At 39.1% G+C, this 19,622-nt stretch carries 20 protein-coding genes; 11 read left to right on the top strand and 9 right to left on the bottom strand.

What is annotated here, in order from left to right:
- Positions 1–260 precede the first annotated feature (260 nt).
- Both F8R90_RS22380 and F8R90_RS22375 read right to left on the bottom strand, forming a co-directional pair.
- Positions 261–1,097, bottom strand: a complete 837-nt coding sequence (locus tag F8R90_RS22380; protein ID WP_196512509.1) for a hypothetical protein — start codon at positions 1,095–1,097, stop codon at positions 261–263.
- Positions 1,098–1,166: 69 nt separating this feature from the next.
- On the bottom strand, positions 1,167–2,141 hold the full coding sequence (locus F8R90_RS22375) for a hypothetical protein (RefSeq protein WP_196512508.1): 975 nt from the start codon (positions 2,139–2,141) through the stop codon (positions 1,167–1,169).
- Between the two features lie 271 nt (positions 2,142–2,412).
- Between F8R90_RS22375 and F8R90_RS22370 the strand changes: the two genes are divergently transcribed.
- The 8 genes from F8R90_RS22370 (at position 2,413) to F8R90_RS22335 (ending at position 9,591) form a co-directional block, all read left to right on the top strand.
- Positions 2,413–2,772, top strand: a complete 360-nt coding sequence (locus F8R90_RS22370) for a CopG family transcriptional regulator (RefSeq protein WP_196512507.1) — start codon at positions 2,413–2,415, stop codon at positions 2,770–2,772.
- Positions 2,769–3,170, top strand: coding sequence for a type II toxin-antitoxin system VapC family toxin (locus tag F8R90_RS22365; protein ID WP_196512506.1), 402 nt, complete (start codon positions 2,769–2,771; stop codon positions 3,168–3,170). The genes F8R90_RS22370 and F8R90_RS22365 overlap by 4 nt, the downstream gene beginning before the upstream one ends.
- Positions 3,171–3,226: 56 nt before the next feature.
- Entirely contained in the window at positions 3,227–3,469 is a 243-nt protein-coding gene (locus F8R90_RS22360; protein WP_196512505.1) for a hypothetical protein, read from the top strand.
- Between the two features lie 285 nt (positions 3,470–3,754).
- Positions 3,755–4,342: a LemA family protein gene (locus F8R90_RS22355; protein WP_196512504.1), complete on the top strand. Its 588-nt coding sequence runs from the start codon at positions 3,755–3,757 to the stop codon at positions 4,340–4,342.
- Positions 4,343–4,348: 6 nt separating this feature from the next.
- The gene (locus F8R90_RS22350) at positions 4,349–6,280 is read left to right on the top strand and encodes a M48 family metallopeptidase (protein WP_196512503.1); all 1,932 of its coding nucleotides are present in this window, start codon (positions 4,349–4,351) and stop codon (positions 6,278–6,280) included.
- 336 nt (positions 6,281–6,616) lie between these two features.
- Complete coding sequence (locus tag F8R90_RS22345; protein WP_196512502.1) at positions 6,617–7,336, top strand: hypothetical protein; 720 nt, start codon at positions 6,617–6,619, stop codon at positions 7,334–7,336.
- Between the two features lie 179 nt (positions 7,337–7,515).
- Positions 7,516–8,283 carry a DUF1350 family protein gene (locus F8R90_RS22340; RefSeq protein WP_190890694.1) on the top strand — a complete coding sequence of 256 codons (768 nt, stop codon included), beginning with the start codon at positions 7,516–7,518 and terminating at the stop codon, positions 8,281–8,283.
- Positions 8,284–8,436: 153 nt separating this feature from the next.
- Positions 8,437–9,591 carry a SpoIIE family protein phosphatase gene (locus tag F8R90_RS22335; RefSeq protein ID WP_190890691.1) on the top strand — a complete coding sequence of 385 codons (1,155 nt, stop codon included), beginning with the start codon at positions 8,437–8,439 and terminating at the stop codon, positions 9,589–9,591.
- Here the strand turns inward: F8R90_RS22335 and F8R90_RS22330 are convergent.
- From F8R90_RS22330 to F8R90_RS22315, 4 genes are all read right to left on the bottom strand, one after another.
- The gene (locus F8R90_RS22330) at positions 9,574–9,900 is read right to left on the bottom strand and encodes an STAS domain-containing protein (RefSeq protein WP_196512501.1); all 327 of its coding nucleotides are present in this window, start codon (positions 9,898–9,900) and stop codon (positions 9,574–9,576) included. The two genes, F8R90_RS22335 and F8R90_RS22330, sit on opposite strands and share 18 nt — an antisense overlap.
- A gap of 534 nt (positions 9,901–10,434) precedes the next feature.
- Positions 10,435–11,088, bottom strand: coding sequence for a nucleotide exchange factor GrpE (gene grpE, locus F8R90_RS22325; RefSeq protein ID WP_196512500.1), 654 nt, complete (start codon positions 11,086–11,088; stop codon positions 10,435–10,437).
- An 88-nt stretch (positions 11,089–11,176) separates the two neighbouring features.
- Complete coding sequence (locus tag F8R90_RS22320; RefSeq protein WP_190890685.1) at positions 11,177–11,668, bottom strand: Dps family protein; 492 nt, start codon at positions 11,666–11,668, stop codon at positions 11,177–11,179.
- An 86-nt stretch (positions 11,669–11,754) separates the two neighbouring features.
- Positions 11,755–12,018 (bottom strand): ParB N-terminal domain-containing protein, encoded by a 264-nt coding sequence (locus F8R90_RS22315; RefSeq protein ID WP_012410090.1) that lies wholly within the window; start codon positions 12,016–12,018, stop codon positions 11,755–11,757.
- Between the two features lie 115 nt (positions 12,019–12,133).
- On the opposite strand from F8R90_RS22315, the gene F8R90_RS22310 reads away from it, so the two are divergent.
- Positions 12,134–13,801 (top strand): SpoIID/LytB domain-containing protein, encoded by a 1,668-nt coding sequence (locus tag F8R90_RS22310; protein WP_196512499.1) that lies wholly within the window; start codon positions 12,134–12,136, stop codon positions 13,799–13,801.
- Between the two features lie 272 nt (positions 13,802–14,073).
- On the opposite strand, the gene F8R90_RS22305 is transcribed toward F8R90_RS22310, so the two are convergent.
- Entirely contained in the window at positions 14,074–14,373 is a 300-nt protein-coding gene (locus F8R90_RS22305; protein WP_190890680.1) for a ferredoxin, read from the bottom strand.
- Positions 14,374–15,146: 773 nt separating this feature from the next.
- Between F8R90_RS22305 and F8R90_RS22300 the strand changes: the two genes are divergently transcribed.
- Both F8R90_RS22300 and map read left to right on the top strand, forming a co-directional pair.
- Positions 15,147–16,157 carry a Gfo/Idh/MocA family protein gene (locus tag F8R90_RS22300; protein ID WP_196512498.1) on the top strand — a complete coding sequence of 337 codons (1,011 nt, stop codon included), beginning with the start codon at positions 15,147–15,149 and terminating at the stop codon, positions 16,155–16,157.
- A 10-nt stretch (positions 16,158–16,167) separates the two neighbouring features.
- Positions 16,168–16,953, top strand: coding sequence for a type I methionyl aminopeptidase (map, locus tag F8R90_RS22295; protein ID WP_196512497.1), 786 nt, complete (start codon positions 16,168–16,170; stop codon positions 16,951–16,953).
- 457 nt (positions 16,954–17,410) lie between these two features.
- Here map and F8R90_RS22290 read toward each other — a convergent pair whose 3' ends face one another.
- Positions 17,411–17,842, bottom strand: coding sequence for a hypothetical protein (locus F8R90_RS22290; RefSeq protein WP_196512496.1), 432 nt, complete (start codon positions 17,840–17,842; stop codon positions 17,411–17,413).
- 356 nt (positions 17,843–18,198) lie between these two features.
- The gene (locus F8R90_RS22285; RefSeq protein WP_196512495.1) at positions 18,199–19,551 is read right to left on the bottom strand and encodes a pentapeptide repeat-containing protein; all 1,353 of its coding nucleotides are present in this window, start codon (positions 19,549–19,551) and stop codon (positions 18,199–18,201) included.
- Between the last annotated feature and the right edge of the window lie 71 nt (positions 19,552–19,622).

The following is a 19,622-nucleotide window of genomic DNA, read 5'->3' as shown; positions in this document are numbered from 1 at the left end:
GAACTTAGCAAGCAGGAAAAATGGAAGTAGATTTGCTGAAATTCTTTGACAAAAGCTAGTTTTGAAGTCAGAAACTTAGTTTACAAGTCACAAAACTTAATTTTTGAGCTAGAACGAAGGGTGATATTTTTATCTGGAAGCGTGGGGAATGTGGAGACTTGAGGAAAAGTGCGATCGGGTTAGTGTATTAAAGATTTTTAAACCACATATGTATACTCCTATCAATTAATTGTTATGGTGTATATATGTAGCCTTAATTATTATGTATTAATTTTTTCTACTAGCCAGTAATTTCTAATATATTGAACAATTTTATTAGCAATTAGTTCTAAATTATTAAATTTTTTATTATATTTTATTTGAATTAGTATAAATAAGCTCGATCTTTCTCCAATTATTTCTTGTATAAAATAATCATTTGGTAATTGTTTAGTACATTCATTTAATATTTCAATAACTAAATTTAACTTTTGATTCATTGCTTCTATAAATTCTTCAATTAATACTAAAAGTTCCTTTGGTAATAGTGGTGATGACTTTACATCTATGAGTTTTTTACGTAATTCAATATATTCAGTAGGGATTTTTAATTCTTCATAGTTATAGCTCATCCAAAATTCTAAATTATTTATATCAATCAATTCTTCTTTTAAACTATTGACTTCCCTTTTTTTCTTAATCGCTACTAACTCATTAAATTTATTTCTAAACTGTTCATATTTTTCTATACCTTTCATTGAATATACATTCCATATAATCTTTTCAATCTCTTCTGTGTTGTATGGTCTTGTATTTCTGTTTAATTCAATATCAAAAAATAACTCTGCATAATCATCGCAAAGTGAACAAGCATTAATAAATAGAATTTTTTCAAAGCATTTTTTTATCTGTACATAGCCTTGTTTATCAAATATATCTAAAATCGATGAAAATTTTGTTACCTGCAATTTGAATACTTCAGTTTTTATTGGTTGAAGAATTGTTCGTTTTGCATTAATGTATGTCAGTATTGTAATCACAAGACCCACTATAAAAAATACATCTTGCAGAAATTGATTACTAATCTTACTAAAAAATTCCATTTCTTCTTTATTCATATTTTCTCTATAAATTAGAAATTTAGACAAAAATCACAAGAAAATTAAATTAATAAAATTAACAACCAGTTAATATAACAGACATTTCCAAGGAAAATCAACTAGATAATTTATAATATACTGAAATACCGCATTATGAATTTTTTGTGCTTCATTAAAAATAACTGCATTGCTGTCCAAAAATTCCTTTTTGTACATTTGGGCAAAAAAATTATTTATTAATTTATCATTTGACAAAATTTTATCTGCTTGCTTTACGATGCTTAATTGAAAACCTAATATTTTTTCAATTTCACCAAAACTCAAATTACCTATACTAAGATTATTTATTTCATATTTTAGTTCTATACCCTTGATTTCTTGATTATCAACATACTTCCCAAAGATATAATCTAATGTTTCTTGTATAAAATCATCACTAGCTTCATAAATTAAAAACTCTAGCCCCCAAATCAAACTATTGGATTTTTGGGTTGCTAAATCCAACTCGCTTTCTAGAGAAGCAAGTAGTATCTTTCTATGTATTGATTCTGGTTCATAAGAATTAATTCTGGTATATATTTTATTTTGCAAAATTTTTTCAATACTTTGTGATTCTGTGAGTTCTAAAATATATCGAGAATTTTGGGGTGCTGCAATTATCTTATTATTTAAATTTATAAAAATGCGTACAGATTCTAATGCTAATTTATTTGTTGAGTAATTTTCTGTAATGCTAACTTTACTATGCTTCTTTAAGCATTTTAAAAAATTCTTTTTCAGGATTTTAAAACATTGCTTACGAGAATGAGGTAAGTTTATTTGTGAATTTGTATTACCAAAATTTATATTTATTCGATATGGACATTTTTTTTCCAATTCTGTTTTACCTGGAGGATGAATAAAAGCAGCAGTTATTGTTGTTCCATCTGAACGAGTATATTCTTTTCTTAGTCGCAATGCTACTTTACAATGTGGGCACTGAAAAATTCCATGATATTCTGGATAATCTACTTCAGATGCCTGGACTATTCTCCCAGTAGCTATATGACGAGCTTCTTTCATATTGAACTTTTAACTTAAAAATAATTTCAATAATATATTTTAATGCAATTGATCGAGAACTGCTCTATTTAGTTGTATCCCTCTAGCCGAGAGTTTAGTCATAAAGACACTCACCACGAAAGAGCAAAACAATCTTTAAAACCTCTCTTCTAAACTATGTTCTGGGAGATCGCTAGTCTAAATAACCCGATCAAGTTCTTGAATCATCGCTATCAATCTTGCAGCCTCAGCCGACTATAATGTACTTAAGATTTTACACAAGGATAGAACCATGACTGATGCCCAAAAAATAGTTCGCTTAAACTTAGATTTGTCACCTGAACTAAATCAGATATTAGACGAACTAGCAAATAAAATAGGCACGAGTAAAAGTGATGTTCTGCGTCAGGCTATAACCTTGATGCAAATCATGGTTACAGCTAAAGAGGAAACCAAAAAATTAGGAGTCCCAGAAGCAAATCAATTGATAGTGAATGAAATAATTGTCTCATCTGAACAGCAGCCAAAACCCAATGCATCAGAAGGTTTTTTAGAAACCTTTGGAAGCTGGAAAGATACACGCACCGCAGAAGAAATTGTTGATGAAATATATTCAAGTCGTACTGTAAGCGATCGCAATTATAGCTTGTGAATTATTTACTCGACACTGATACATGTATTTATTGGCTTAAGGGTCGTCAGCCAGTCAGAGATAAATTATTAGCAGTCGGATGGGATGAAGTATGCATTTGTGTTATCACTGCTGCTGAATTGTATTATGGTGCATACAATTCTAATCGAGTTTCAGAAAACTTAAGTAATGCAGAAGACTTTATTCAAAACTTACCCGTCGTACCTTTAACTGATCCTGCTCTCAAAAAGTATGGTGAATTAAAGGCACAACTCCGTAGAATAGGGCAAACAATTGCTGAATTTGATTTACTAATTGCTAGTGTTGCACTTGCAGAGAACTACACTTTAGTAACAAACAATACTCGTCACTACGAACGCATCAACGGATTAAAACTAGAAAACTGGACTCTGCCTTAAAAACTTAGCAAAAATAAGCATATTAACACTGTGAAATTATTGCTATCTAAAACACCATGACAGATTTATCAAAAATAATTGCCCACAAAGGCGACAATCCACTAATTACCTCACCTGAAAATTTGCAGTCGCAAGAAGACGTAGAACTTGAGCGAAAACTGAGAGAACTTAAGTTTAAACAAGAACTAAGAAAAGATTGGATTTTATTTATTGTTAGGGATGTAATAATTTTTCCTACCGCCATCCTTTTTATTTTTGCTGCCAGTGGTTATTCCCTATTTCTTCATATTCATGGGTAACTTACTCTGACTACAATTTTTAATCAACTACAGAGGCGCAGAGTACACAGAGAAAAGACAGATGATAAAGTTCACAAAAGTTTGGAATTATTAGAAATTATTTATCTTGTTTTTGTGTTTCTTTCTGTGGTTATTTAAAAAATCTTATAACCTATCTAGATCAGTGCAATTGCGTAACTAATTTTACAGACGACGAAGCCAACTTGCTACAAGTAGACTCATCTTTATATCCACACAAATTTTGCTGGATATAAAGTAAGTAGCTAATGGAAATAATCTAAAAATATGGGGCTTTTAATATTTTCTGTTGCTTTAGTTGCCATTGTTGCTGTAATTATCATTAATAGCTACAACGATTTAGTCAAGTATCGCAATCGGTACAAAAATGCTTACTCTCAAATCGATGTTCAATTACAGCGCCGCTATGATTTAATTCCCAACTTGGTGGAAACTGCCAAAGGGTACATGAAACATGAGCGGGAAACCTTAGAAGCAGTTATTGTGGCTCGGAATTCTGCAATTAATGCTAGCAGTCGTGCTGTGCAAAATCCTGGCGATCCGCAAGCGATGCAACAATTGGGCAATGCTGAAGGAGCGCTGACGGGTGCTTTAAGTCGGTTGATGGTAATTTCAGAATCTTATCCAGAATTGAAAGCCGATCGCGCCATGACTCAGGTAATGGAAGAATTATCTTCGACTGAAAACCGGATTGCTTTTGCCCGTCAGGCTTTTAATGACGCGGTGACACTTTACAACACCAAGAGCGAATCTTTCCCCAGCAACCTTGTGGCCAATACTTTTAACTTTACTGTCGCAGAATTGCTTGCCGAAGCTACTCCAGAAATTAGAAATGCCCCACGCGTGTCTTTTTAGGTGTCTATGAATTTCTTTGAACATCAGGATCGGGCACGCCAAAATACGCAACAATTAATCGGGTTATTTTCCCTGTCGATCGCAGTCATGATTATGGCGATTTATATTGCCACTTTATTTATGTTCGGCATGGCTCCCCGTGTTTGGTGGCATCCAGGGATATTTCTCTACGTGGCTGGGATTACAATAATTGCGATCGCAGTTGGAAGTCTCTATAAAATTGCCTGTCTCCGTCAAGGAGGAAGCGTAATCGCTCAGGAGTTGGGAGGAAGACTCTTACTCCCAGATACAGCCGATGAACAAGGGCGACAACTATTAAATATTGTCGAGGAAATGGCGATCGCTTCTGGTATTTCTGTCCCACAAGTTTATCTCCTTGAGAGAGAAACCGGGATTAATGCCTTTGCTGCTGGATTTACGCCCAATGATGCTGTAATTGGAGTTACCCGTGGAACTTTGGAACACCTGAGCCGGGATGAACTACAAGGAGTCATCGGCCACGAATTCAGTCATATTCTCAATGGAGATATGCGGCTAAATTTGCGTTTAGTGGGACTACTCCACGGGATTTTGTTCATTTACATAACCGGGGAATTTCTGTGGCGAATTCGTGATACTTTCCGTTCAGACAAGGAAGGCAAGGGTTTACCTATCTGGGCTTTTGGCTTGGCACTGATGGCAATTGGCGGTATCGGCTTACTCTGCGGACGCTTGATTAAAGCCGCAGTCTCTCGCCAACGTGAATTTCTCGCCGATGCTTCGGCTGTACAGTTCACTCGCAATCCTAACGGACTTACCGGAGTCTTCCAAAAACTCCAACAAATGGATTCACGTTTGATCGCGCCGGGTGCAGAAGCCGCCAGCCACATGTTTTTTGGCAACGCCCTCAATCCCTCTTTCTGGGAAGATATGTTTTCTACCCACCCACCCTTAGCAGAACGTATCCGCCGGGTTGGGGGTTTGAATGTCAGCAATTTAGCAGCAATGCCATCTCGCAATCAGATGCGTTCCCCTTCCCAAGAATCCCTAACAATGGGCTTTGCTGGTAGTTCCAACGCCACGCCAGAACAGGTTGTAAACCAAGTTGGAAGCGTTACACCAGAGCATTTTGCCCATGCTCAAGCGCTGTTATCGCAGTTACCGGAATCCCTGCGCTTGGGTGTACGGGAGCAGGAAAGTGCAATGGCGATCGCTTTTGCGCTGGCGTTAGATACGGAAAATCTCCAGATCCAAGAACGTCAAATTGCTTGGTTACGAGAGGTGCAGCCTGCTGAGTTGGTAGAAAAAACCCTGGAATTTAGTAGCGAAATTAGCCAGTTAGATCCCAGCATTCGCTTACCACTTGTGGATTTGGCAGTACCCATATTACGCCAAAATTCTGCCAAAGAATGCCAAAGGCTTTGCAAATGTGTCCACGGTTTAGCTGTAGCCACCGGAAGTTTATCACTATGGCATTTTGTGTTGCAGTTAATACTGTGGCATCGGCTCCAACCTAGTATAAATCCCACCTCGCCTACAACGGTAGAATTCACCGCCATCGAACAGATTTGGCCAGATAGTCTATTAGTACTGTCCGTAATTGCCCGCGTTGGACATTCCCAACCCGATGCCCACACCGAAGACATCGCCTATGCTTTTCGTTCTGGAGTTTTTCGACTTCCCAAAGCTGGAGAGCAAGAAAAACCGGAAATACCACTTACTTGTAATTTCACTGAACTCAAGAAAAGTATTGAGCACCTCCGCCTTGCCAGTCCCAAACTCAAGCAAGCTATTGTTGATGCCTGCGCCCACACAGTACTATTAGATAACAAAGTTACTTCATCAGAAGCAGATTTACTAAGAGCGATCGCTATGACGCTAGACTGTCCCATCCCCCCATTTTTAAACCCTCAGCGTAGCATTTCCAAACAGAAACAATCTTCTCCAAAGCGAAGTTAATGTAACAAGTGAGACGCGATTATTGATAAATAAACAAGTAATGTCCGTTTTTGCGGACTTTTCCATTATTCTTTCTTAAAGTTGTAAATAGCTGTTTATCAGGACAATAACCTGTTGCATTTTCACTACATTTACAGGCAATAGATTTATTTTCGTTCTGATTACTCTTATAGTATAAATAGTTATCTTGGCAAAATAGTATAATATTGTACAAAAAAATATTTAGTTCACTAGAAGTATTAACTTGCCTGAAAAACTTTAGACAAAATGCCCGCATTCCAGAAATTTGATTGCTATATTAGATTAAATAACTATTCTGGCAAGGATTGAAAAGCTGTGCGGGATGATTTACAGGGCTTGGAAATTAGTCAGAATGAACTGCAAAATCTGACTAATTTACCTGTCAATAATCAACTTTTAATCATCACTAATCCTCTCAAAAAATTAGCAAACTTATACATTAATAAAATTAAAAGCTCGGAAGGAGCAACTGTAATTTTTATTGGGTTTGCTACATTTGTTTTTGGATATCTTTTATTTGATATTTTTCTGAAAATATTTGTATCATGGATAGCAATTCCATCCTGGATAGCATTAATTATCTTAGGTCTTTGGATTGGCGGTCTTACGCAAACTATTTTATATTTAATATGGAAAAATAGAAGCAAAATTGTCAAAAATAACATGACAACTTCTCTACAAATCTTGTTAAGTGATGTTGAAAGATATAATACTGTTATTAGAGCAATAGATATCAATGACCAAATAGAAGAAGCCGGCAATCCAGAAGTGCTTATAAAGCAAAGAGAAAGTGTTATCGAAGCGCTTAACCTCACCAAAGCTGATTTAATTCGTGCTTTGAAGACAGAAAGAATTTTGAGAGAAAATAAGAGCTTTATCCTTAGTAATACAGAACTATTCGTCAACAATTTAGCAACTTTAACAGCCATGCAAGTAAATGAACAGGCTACTGAGCATGGAAGGTTACTCAATGAAGCATTACAGATTGCATTAGATGTACAACACGAAATGAAAAGATTACAGACTCAGGGTTAAAACCAATACTCAGGGTAACGTGCGTAAAAGAAGTAAGTTTGAGAAAGCGTAGATGTTCCCGATAAGTCCATAGACGCTGCTAGATGGAGACATCCTCAATGGCTTTTTCTATAATCCTTCCCACGGTCGCGATCCCCGGTCTAACATAAAGAATATCAAGAAAGCGATCGCTTATCGGCATGGACTGGAAAGAAGTCAGAGGTAACTGGGTAATCATTCCCCGAAATCCCATAGGTATCATCCATTTTTTAGGAGGTGCATTTGTCGCCACTGCACCGCACATCACTTATCGCTGGTTACTCGAACAACTGGCAAGTAAAGGTTATGTTGTAATTGCTACGCCTTTCGTCAATACACTGGATCATACTGCGATCGCAAAATCTGTGCTGTTAAACTTTGACCGCACCATCGAACGCTTACACGATTCTGGGGCATTACGCAAGCTTTACTACCCCATCTACGGCGTTGGACACAGTATGGGCTGTAAACTTCACTTGCTGATTGGTAGCCTCTTTAAAGTTGAACGTGCAGGCAATATTTTAATATCTTTCAACAACTACGCCGCTAAAGAAGCTATCCCCTTAGTAGAACAGTTCAATTCTACTTTTGCGATCGAGTTTACCCCTTCACCATTGGAAACCAACAAGCTTGTCCAAGAGCGCTACAATATCCGGCGCAATTTATTAATAAAATTTAGCAATGACACCATTGATCAATCAGCAGCTTTAACCAAAATTTTACAAGAACGCTTTGATGACATGGTGACAACACAAACGTTACCAGGAACTCATACAACACCTTTAGGTCAAGATATTAAATGGCAAACTGGAACATCTTTCACCCCCTTTGATGCCTTAGGGCAATGGTTCAAGCAAGAAGCATACCGCGATTTAAACCAGCTAAAAAATACCATCCTCTTGTGGGTGAATCCTCTTGCGCCACCATAATATTTTATGACGTTAAAAAGTCATGAATTCGACTGGAAAATAGAATGAGTTAGTAGTATCTCTGTAAGGGGACTACTAACTCATTAGCCCATATGATATTTTTATTCTCTATTTTTACAGCAAATTTTTAATTAGTGTTTACTGCAATCTTATATGTTTCAAATACTAATAATTGATGATGATTATTCAATAAAAATACTCCTGAAAAGGATGTTGGAAAAACAGGGTTATGAGGTAGTTACTGCCAGTAGTGGCGAAGAAGGAATAGAAAAGGCACTGGCTTGCCGTCCAGCACTAATTATTTGTGATTGGATCATGCCAGGGTTGACTGGACTAGAAGTTTGCCATCGCATTAAGACAGACCCCAAATTTTCTACCACATTCTTTATTTTATTAACATCTTTAGATTCCGTTGCCGATTGTGTCAAAGGTCTAGATGCTGGTGCTGATGATTTTATCTCCAAACCTATCGAGCACAATGAATTACAAGCACGGGTAAGAGCGGGTTTACGCCTGCATCAGTTAAGTAGAGATTTGCAGGCTCAAAAGTTGCTTTTAGAATCAGAAATGTCAGAAGCCGCAGAATATGTGCGATCGCTGCTGCCTTTTTCTATGACTGAACCTTTCAATATAAATTTCCGATTCATTCCCTCACGGCAACTCGGCGGTGACTGTTTCGATTACTATTGGCTCGATGATGATTATCTGGCAATTTACTTACTCGATACTGCCGGACATGGACTCAAAGCCACTCTTCCCTCTGTTTCAGTGCTGAATCTGCTGCGTTCACGTGCACTCAAAAGCCTAAATTATTATCAACCTAGTGATGTATTGAAGGCTTTGAATGATACCTTCCAGATGAATTATCAAAATGATAAATACTTTACGATTTGGTACGGAGTTTACAACCGAATCAACCACCAGTTAATTTACTCTAGTGCAGGTCATCCACCAGCCGTTTTAGTAACCGGCACATCTCCAAGGAAGTCTGAAGTTAAACTCTTGAAAACACCCGGTATGCCTGTTGGGATGTTTCCAGAGGCAAAATATGTTGATGGGTTTTGCAATATTGAAAAATTCAGTACCCTTTACATTTTTAGTGACGGTGCTTATGAAATCACCAAATCAGATGGCACACTTTGGAGTTTAGATGCTTTTATTCAGCTACTAGTTAGCTTACAACATCCTGTTGATTGCCAACTTGATCGCGTACTGAGTTATTTAATCGCTCTGAACTCCAAAGATGCTTTTGATGATGATTTATCTATTTTGCAAATTAACTTTGATGAATTAAGTTTTGGAGACTAAAACCTGATTAAATGCGTCTTGGCTGGGAAATATTTCAAATACTTTATCCATATTAGTGAGTTCAAATAGTATCCTAACTTGCTCATTAATTGAGCAGAGAACAAGTTTTGTATCCGCCGCTCGCAAGGTTTTAAAAGCTAATACTAAAGCTCCCAATCCTGAACTATCCATAAACGTTACATCTTGAAAATCAACTAACACAATTTTCGCACCAGTTACTAAAATTTCGGTAATATTTTGTCGAAATTCTTGTGAGGTTGTGGCGTTTAAATTACCATTGAGCTTAATAACTTTTACTTGTTCTCTCATAATTATGTCACGCTGATTTGTGTAAATGATGGTCTGATTTCGCTATTATATAACATTTAAAAATGCTGGCAACATAAAATCTAAGATGCAAGATTGAGTAATTATTGATAATTACTCCGGTTGGATAAACATTAATTATAATTATTTCAATCTGTTCTTTTGTAATGACAAAAACATTATTAGCTTAATTAAGTATAGTTTTCTTACTAGTAAAGACCAATTATAAATAAACAAGGGAAGTAAGTCGTCACGGTAAAAAACATGTATATTTAGTTTTGTAAAAAGGTTGGCATGACCGATTTATAGGCTGTTTGCTGATTTGGTGTTTCATCACATAGTTTAATTTTTTAATGTTGCTTACCTACATCAATGAGATGTAAATATATACTGATCTACAATCTGAAGTTATTGCTTTTAAAATTATTGATTAAATATTATTTTTGCAAAACTGAGATTTTCCAATAGGCTTCATGATGATAGCCATCATTAAAGAGTTATGGATTTGTAATTTCTCACTCCTCATTCCTAACTCTCTTAAACAGGACTCACCTTGGCTCTGTAAAGCAGCTTCTCACCTTGAAGGTACCCAGTGTAACGCACCTTGACTGTTTCTCCAGGTTGTGCAGTTCCCTCCATCAATTGGTGCAGGTGGGGATCATAAGGTAACTCTGCTCCTACAAGTGCGATCGCTTCCACTCCCCACGCCTGTAAAAGCTTTTCTAGAGGTTTCTGCACCAACGGGACTATTTTGACTGCTGCTAACTGGGGATTCTCCTGCGCTTTCTGTGCTGCTGTTGGCCATTGTAATAATAAAGACTCCAGCAGTTGCAAACTTGACTGCTGGAGTTCTTGTAGTAATATCTCTCGCTGCTGTTCTATTTGTTGCTGCGATCGCTGGTACTCTTTTCTTAAATCTACAATTTCTTCTAATAATTCCTGAGTGGGCGCTGCTTTCTCTGGTAACAACTCTATGGTTGAAAAATTTGCGATTAATTCATTCAATGGCATCTGTAGCACTGACGACAGCTTGAGCAGCACATCTATTCGCATTTGCTCTAGCTTTCCTTGACGTAACCGCAAAAGTTGACGTTCGGAGACACCAGCAGCGCGACTCAGCGCTTTAAAACTAGAAATACCCACCTGTTGCATTAAATATTGCAACTTTTGGGTGAAATTAATATTGTTCATTGAGTATTAGGCATGGGGCATTGGGCATGGGGCATTGGCGATTAAGTTTTTTTCTATCCCCTATTCCCTATGCCCTATTCCCTATTCCCTATTCTTCCAGCAAACTTCTCAACATCCAAGCTGTCTTTTCATGTACTTGCATCCTCTGAGTCAATAAATCGGCAGTAGGTTCATCGTTAACTTCCTCTATCACGGGGAAAATAGACCGTGCAGTTCGGACTACGGCTTCTTGTCCTTCCACTAGCAAACCGATCATTTCCACAGCTTTCGGAACTCCGGGAGTTTCTGGAATCGAACTCAGTTTGGCATATTCGCTGTATGTTCCTGGCGCAGGATAGCCAAGCGCTCTAATTCTCTCGGCTATTAAATCAACTGCTAAGGCTAATTCTGTATACTGGGTCTCAAACATCAAATGCAATGTTTGAAACATCGGCCCTGTTACATTCCAATGGAAGTTATGAGTTTTCAGATAAAGTGTATAAGTGTCAGCCAACAGGCGAGATAAACCCTCGGCAATTTTAGCCCTACTCACCTCGTCAATGCCGATATTTACATTTTTGACTGTTGCTTTCGATGACATAATTTTCTCCTAATTAGGTTATATGTAATTGGGGGTTGAGAATTGGGCATGGGGCATGGGTTATTCTCCTTGTATCCCCACATTCTCTATGCCAAGTGCATCTTTAAAACGCTGCGGGGTGCTTTACGGACTCTAGCTAAAACGGTTTCTTTGCCTAAACGCTGGCAAGCTTCATACCGATGGCAACCAGAAAAGCCATAATATTGTCCATCTACTTCTAGGACATCAATAGGTTCTTGCTGCCCAATCTCCGCAATCGATTCCATTAACGCTTGGACTTTATTAGGATCGTTTGCACGGGGCAATGGCCGTTTTATCTGATTTAATGGAATTTCTTGGACTCTAACCATAAAGAGTTTATCCAACTAGTTCTGTTTTATGCCTCTGAATAAATCATAGTCGTTATGACTTTGTTTTGCAACTAGTATTTGGGGTAAGACTGGTAATGGTATCATTGGAGCACTCATGCGACAAAAAAAACGCGCTACAAAGCAATTAGAAAATCAGCTCCAACGCCGCATTAAGAGGCAGAAACAGGTAGCCATGAAATTTTCGTTTTGGCGTTTTTCCCACAGTGTGATGGCCACATTTTGTCTATTGGGGCTGACTGCTGCATCAGGGCCTAAGAGCAGCATCCAGGATATAGAACTGAAAATTGGGATTGTGCAGCGATTTGGCTCACAACCGACAGCCAAGCTGCAATTAGAACCCACAAAAGGCGATCGCTTAAAGCTAAAATTTAAAGCAGGCAACAAGCAGCAAACCCTGGTTACCAAGAACCCTGTAAAGCTGGAAACAGTCATGCAGGCTTTACCCCAGTCAGCAGTCGAAGAAGTGGTAATTTTGGGCACATATCGCACTTTTGAAACTGCGGAAGACAGTGCTAATAAATGGCGTTCTCAGGGAATGGAAGTGGAAATAGCCCAGCCAGAACGCTGGCAGGTTTGGGCGAAACGAGATGTTTACAGCACTCCTTTGCTGCGGCGCTTGCTATTGCAAAACATCCAAGCTACTACTAAAGAAAAAGTATATCTTGATACTAGAGTTTTGAAACAAGTGCCACGAGTTAGTTGGGTAGTGGATGGTAATCGCTATAGCCCGAATGATTTGGAAATCAGCACTGATAAAAACTTGATTCGGGTGAATAAAAGCGAAAAACCAGAAAATGCTCGTCTTTACGCTGGGCGACTGAATTTGCAGCCAAATGCTTACGGCACATACACCCTCGTTAACCAAGTACCCTTAGAAACTTATTTGCGTGGGGTTGTGCCTTACGAAATAGGTATAAATGCACCAACAGCAGCGCTGGAGGCCCAAGCAATTCTTGCGCGGACTTATGCTTTAAGAAATTTACGCAGGTTTGCCGCAGATAACTATCAGTTGTGTGCTGATACTCACTGCCAAGTTTATTATGGGCTGAATGGAGCAGCTGCTAAAACAGACCAAGCGATCGCTTCCACCAGAGGTAAGGTAGTAACTTATAAAAACGAACTAGTAGATGCTCTATATTCTTCCACCACAGGTGGCGTTACCGCTTCCTTCAGCGATGTCTGGAATGGCGATGATCGTCCCTATCTGCGACCTGTACTGGATGCCGCGACTAATTTTTGGAACTTGTCTAAGCAGAGTTTAGCAGATGAAAAGAACTTCCAAAAATTTATTAATACCCAACAAGGATTTAATGAAAGCCAGTGGAATATGTTTCGTTGGCACAAGGAAACCCCTTTAGAGGATATTACCAAGGACTTGCAGAAATTTTTGCAGGTGAAAAATAGTCCCCATGCCAAATTTAAAACAATTCAGGCTATGGCAGTAGTGAAGCGAAGCAAGAGTGGACGCATCCTTGAACTCGCGGTTAAAACTGACAACAGTACCTTTATTCTCCACAAAGACGAAGTTCGCAGTGCCTTTGCTGCTCCTACGAGTACGCTTTTTTACATAGAACCTCTGAACAAAGGCAAACCAGAACTGTGGGGATACGCTTTTATTGGTGGTGGATTGGGACATGGAGTCGGCTTGAGTCAAACTGGCGCTCAAAATTTAGCTAAATTAGGTTGGTCGAGTCCAAAAATTCTCCAATTCTACTATCCTGGTACTCAGATTCAAATTCTCAGCAAAGAGACTAAGCTTTAAGCGAGTCGGTATTTAAGTTGCATCTATCTTTAGATAGGAATCTGGAGTAAACAAAAGGTAAATGGGAGGCAGCGCGGTTTTCTCCCTACTGAGAAATTAAGCAGGAACACAGTAAATTTTGTGTTCCTGCTTAAAACAAAATTAGGCTTTTTGTCAAAGTCGCTTTAAGAAGTACACGCGGCATTGGGAGGGTTTTTACCCTAAATGCGGTGTTTTTATTTTTTCAACATCAGTAACTCTTGCAAGAGGTTTATTGTTGAGGTTCTTAGCTCTTAATAGAGTTCTTCCTCTTTGTGAGTTTCGATTGTCACGTCAGAGGTTGGGTAAGCCACACAGGTTAGTACATATCCAGCTTCTATTTGATCGTCATCTAGGAATGACTGGTCACCCTGATCAACGGTACCCTTAACGAGTTTACCTGCACAAGTCGAGCAAGCACCAGCGCGGCAAGAGTAGGGCAAGTCAAGACCAGCTTCTTCGGCAGCATCTAGAATATAGGTATCGTCCTCAACCTCAAGTGTTTGGTTCAGCCCTTCGGCCTCGTTGATTAGTGTCACTTTATAAGTTGGCATTGAGTAATCCTCTCTTTTGCAAACGGCAGTATAAGTTATCTTAAGGCAAAGGTCACGGCTGTTCTCTGGGATGAGCCGCTAGTTTAAATTTGCTTCAATTCTGATACTACGAGAAAAATTAAACGATGTAACTGGAAATTGAAGCCGATTAGTAATGAAATTTAGTTGCTTAATCCCGATAAGTTTTATTTATGTATTTACTGCCACAGTCAGGTTGTGATTAGAAAAAATTATCTTATAAATGAGAAAAAATGAGTGAAATTAATGTCACTTGTATTTTATAGGACTTACGCAGGAGAGATTTCCCAACTCCCTTAAAAAGCAGGGCTGTTTCATTTCCTAGAAGACCTTGATTTACAAGTGCTATTAGCAAAAAATTAGGTGATTAAAAAATCTGATTAGACAATTATCATAGTGATGCCTTTGGCAAGGCTTCTCTACCAGACGCACTCGCGTTCGGTAACGCACTAAAATTTACTGAATTGAATTGGTAATTTTTTTCCCAATTTCCTAAAATTTTTCGCTCATTATATTGACAAAGATCCTATTTTATGGGGGGGGACAACCTTGCCCTCAAAAAAAGGGCTTTTCTTTTGAAGTCTCCCTTTTGAGCATACGTACTTCTGCCTAGGTTCAAATAAATTCTTATGCGTCCTTGAGGGGGTAGGACGAATGTTGTAGAGTCTAGACTGGTGAATTCATTGGATTCCCCATGAAGAGAGAATCTCACCGCTAGAAGCGTGAGAAGCTCGAAAATAGAACTAGTGAGGATCATGTATAATTCAGAAGCAGCTTTGGAAAAAGCAAGAGTGCGTGTAGGTTTGGTGGGTACTGGGTATGCAGCAAAGTTTCGAACTGAGGCATTGCTCAATAATGAGCGATCGCGATCGCAGTTAATCGCAGTTGTTGGTCATACCGCAGAGAAAACAGAAAACTTTGCCAAAGAGTACCAGATTGAAACGTTGAGTTCTTGGCAAGAGCTAGTAAAGCGTGAAGATATAGACCTGGTGGTGATCTCAACTATTAATCGAGATCATGGTGCGATCGCTCGTGCAGCACTTACCAACGGCAAACATGTGATTGTAGAGTATCCTCTTTCGTTAGATGTAGTCGAAGCAGAGGAACTGATTGCCTTAGCCAAAGCACAACAAAAACTCCTGCACGTTGAACACCTGGAACTTTTGGGTGGTTTACATCAAGCCTTGAAGAAAAACTTAGCCAAAATTGGTGAAGTGTTTTATGTTCGCTACAGCACCATCAATCCTCAGAAACCTGCACCCCGCAAATGGACTTATAACCACGAGTTGTTCGGTTTTCCATTAATTGGTGCGCTGTCTCGCCTACATCGTCTCACCGATTTATTTGGTAAAGTATTTACTGTTAACTGTCACCAGCGATATTGGGAAATAGAACCGGAATATTACCAAAGCTGTTTCTGTACTAGTGAAGTATCGTTTAATAGTGGACTTTTAGCTCAAGTAGTCTACGGCAAAGGTGAAAGTATTTGGCAATCAGAACGCAAGTTTGAAGTTCACGGGGAAAAAGGTGGTTTAATTTTTGATGGTGACACAGGAATTTTCATTCAGCCAGGGGAAACAACACCTATAGAAGTTGGCCCTCGCCGGGGTTTATTCGCCAAAGACACGAGTATGGTGTTAGACCATCTTTTTAATGGCACTCCTTTGTACGTTACCCCAGAGGAGAGCTTGTATACCCTAAAAGTTGCTGATGCTGCACAGAGAGCTGCACAAACAGGGTTAACTATGTTTATGAAAGATATCTAGATAAAAGTTAATGAAAACCGAACTAATTGTTATTTTATCCCAACGAGAATTAGACAAAATGCGTCAAGCTGGGCGTTTAGCAGCTAAACTTCTCCAGCATCTTGAACCGTTCGTGAAGCCAGGGGTTAGCACTCTTGAACTAAATGATGAAGCCGAACGTTGGACGCAAGCACATGGAGCAAAAAGCGCACCTCTTGGTTATAAGGGCTATCCTAAATCGATTTGCACCAGTGTAAATGAGGTAATTTGTCACGGCATTCCCAATGCCAAGCAAATCCTCAAGGATGGTGACATTATTAATATTGATGTAACGCCGATTGTTGAAGGTTACCACGGCGATACATCTAAGACATTCTTTGTGGGCACTCCTTCGCCAAAAACGAGAAAGCTGGTAGAGGTGACAGAGGAGTGTTTGCGCTTAGGTATTGCTGAAGTTAAACCTGGGGCACGGATTGGCGACATTGGTGCAGCCATTCAAGAGTATGCTGAAGCACAAGGCTTTTCTGTAGTGCGAGATTTCGTTGGACACGGCATCAGTAACATTTTCCATACTGCGCCAGATGTTCCCCACTATGGTACACGCGGTAAGGGCAAGCGCCTCAGACCAGGGATGGTTTTTACTATTGAGCCAATGATTAATGAAGGCACTTACGAAGTTGAGGTTCTCAGCGATAAGTGGACTGCTGTAACGCGCGATCGCAAGCTTTCTGCTCAATGTGAGCATACCTTAGCTGTAACTGAAGATGGTGTTGAAATCCTTACCCTACCTGAAGGCGAGAATTACTGGGCTGTATGATTAATAATTCATAATTATGGGATTTGCAACTTGATTAATACTACTTGATTAACTTATGGTTTAAACTCTTGCTGTAGGAAACGTCAAGCTTGACCAATTAATATTACTCTATGGATTAGAGTTAGTGAATTCGGAAGAATTATTCGAGAGTGGCAAGATAACCTACCAGAACTGAAAAACTTAGAAAAGCAGTTGTTGGATCAAATAAAGGCTGTTTACATCAACTTGTGAAATTATCCGCCTTTACTAGAAAATACAGTTAACACAATTCTTCTATCGCCACTACTATTGATTGGCAAGTTTTATTTTTGAATTGTTAATGACCTCCTTTTTACCTCAAATTATAGAAATCTATCGAGATTGAAACACAAGACATTTTTACACCTAATACCCCACTAATGCCTGATGCACAAGCAATAGCAGTATTTTAATTAGCAGTTAAAAATTGTGAAACTGATTACAGAGGACGACCCTTCATAGCCCAATATATTTTTTCAAGGCTTATTCTTGTGTTTTTCCACCAATCTTTTGTGACCAACTCATCTCGACTTGCGTCTTCTAGGTTGTTCGCTACATAATTGCATTCTCTAGCTGCTCTTTCTTTATCATTAGATACTTCAGCTTCTGCAATAAATCTTAAATGATTAGGTAATTCTGTTCTCATTTGTTGTGATAGTTGGGAAGCAACTTTCTCAACCCGATTAGTAACATTTTTAATTTCAGCACGTACTTCTTCCTGGGTTAGTTCCTCAAATGATAAATCACCCGGTGGATAGCTTTTACTATCCCCGTTATCTAAACTAACTTCCACCTTTGTTATTATTATTCCTTTATCAATATTTATTACTTTACCGTGTTCTTTCTTTGCAAGGAAAGGTTGTGCGATCACTCGTTGACCTGGTTGAAATTTGCACATAGTTGGTAGCATACTTAGGTTTTATTACCATGTTAGAGATACACCATCACCTTGCGTTATTCCAGATTAAAGTCACTATCACTGCATTGTAAGAACAAATCTTTATGGTCTCAGCCACTATTAATACAGGCACTCTTAGCTTTGTTGCGGGTCGCTAGAGTTAGAGATTGGGGTAACAGGTAGCGCTCTATGGAGAGAAGTATTTAAACTGTTTAAAGGTAATCCAAAATTGGTATACAGCAGATTTCAAGTTGGTAAGGTACACAACTATTCGTCTGTTACCCAGGGATAAAGGGTGTTTTACTCCTGAATTCTAAATTCTGCTGTAACTATCTTCCCAACTTATTGGAAATACCTTCACAACCACCAGGAATAGTACCTCTAGTTTTTTCGCCACCCCAAGTGCAACAGTAGTTACGTGTAGACTCAGACATCCGTTGCACATTACTGAAATCGGCATTTTCCACCACAGCGCCAGTTTGTTCGCCGGTTTCATAATCTGGTGGTTCAGTGCGACTGCGGGGTGATGCTTTATCTACTACGCCATAGAATAGGCGAATCCCGTTGATATCAGCACCATTGAGATTAGCACCGTATAAAATTGTGCGGGAGAGGTTGGCTTTTACTAAATCACAACCGCTCAGATTAGCGCGGACAAGATTAGCTTCGCTGAGGTCAGTCCAACGTAAATCAGTACCAGAAAGGTCTGCTGCGGCTAGCATTACGCCTAAATCGATGACGCGCACACCTTCCAGGCGGTCTTCTGCGTATCCGCCAGTTCCATCGAGAATGGCTCGACCTAATAGGCGATCGCGTTTTAGGGGTGAGAGCAACTTGGAACGTGAGAGAAAGCGGAGAATTTTAGCTTTACCACTGCCATCGACACTACTTAAAATTGCCGCAGTGCGTCCTTCAGCGATCGCTCTTTCTTGGGGCCAATCTTCTAATAATCCTTCTTCATCTAATACCAAGTCTGAAACACCTTGGAAATAGGAATCAATTGTCTGCTGCTGGGTGATAATATTTTGCTGAACTGTTAGCAGGTTTTGCTGAATTGTCAAGTCTTTGGAAATGACATATTGTCGCCACGCCACGTAAACGGCGATGATGGCGATGAGAATTTGCCCCAAAGCACCAAACCATTCTGCTAGGCTACCAGCAGTTTCCCAGTTAATCTGACGTCCTAAAAGTAGCAAGCGATCGCCTATACCTGTGAACCTGATCAAGCCGATGATCGCTACTATTAGTCCTAAAAAGGCAACAAACAGGGTGCGTTCTTGGGGTGAAAACCACTCGTCTAAAACTTCTTGCAACCAAGGCAATAATATCGCTAGGGATAACAGCAAAGTCATCAGCGTTCCGATAATGCCGATGATCCAGTTATTGAGAATAACTCCAATAAAGGTGATGGCGATCGCTATAAAAGTAATCAGCAATGCCCTTGGCTTAACTATGAATTGCTTGGCGGTGGGTTGCTGAAAGTCAGAACGGGCTTGTTTGAGAGCAGTTGTATGTTGCGGAGATTGCAAAGATGTGATCGCTGCTAGGGCTTGTTGTGTCGCTAGTGCTTCTGAGGTGAGGTTATTCTCAGTTGCACTACCGTCAAAGTCATCCGGTTGCAAGTCATTTTCGGGAATGGGTTCTGGGGTTGGTAGATTAGAGGAATTGGATTCAATCGTCATGTTTTCTATTTTGCCCCCTCATTCCAGGTTATGCAGCGTTTCTACCGGAGTAAATTGTTAAAAAACAGGCT

The sequence above is a fragment of the Nostoc sp. NZL genome (assembly GCF_015714705.1).
Taxonomy (GTDB): Bacteria; Cyanobacteriota; Cyanobacteriia; order Cyanobacteriales; family Nostocaceae; genus Nostoc; species Nostoc foliaceum_A.
This window is presented reverse-complemented; position numbering and strand designations above follow the sequence as displayed.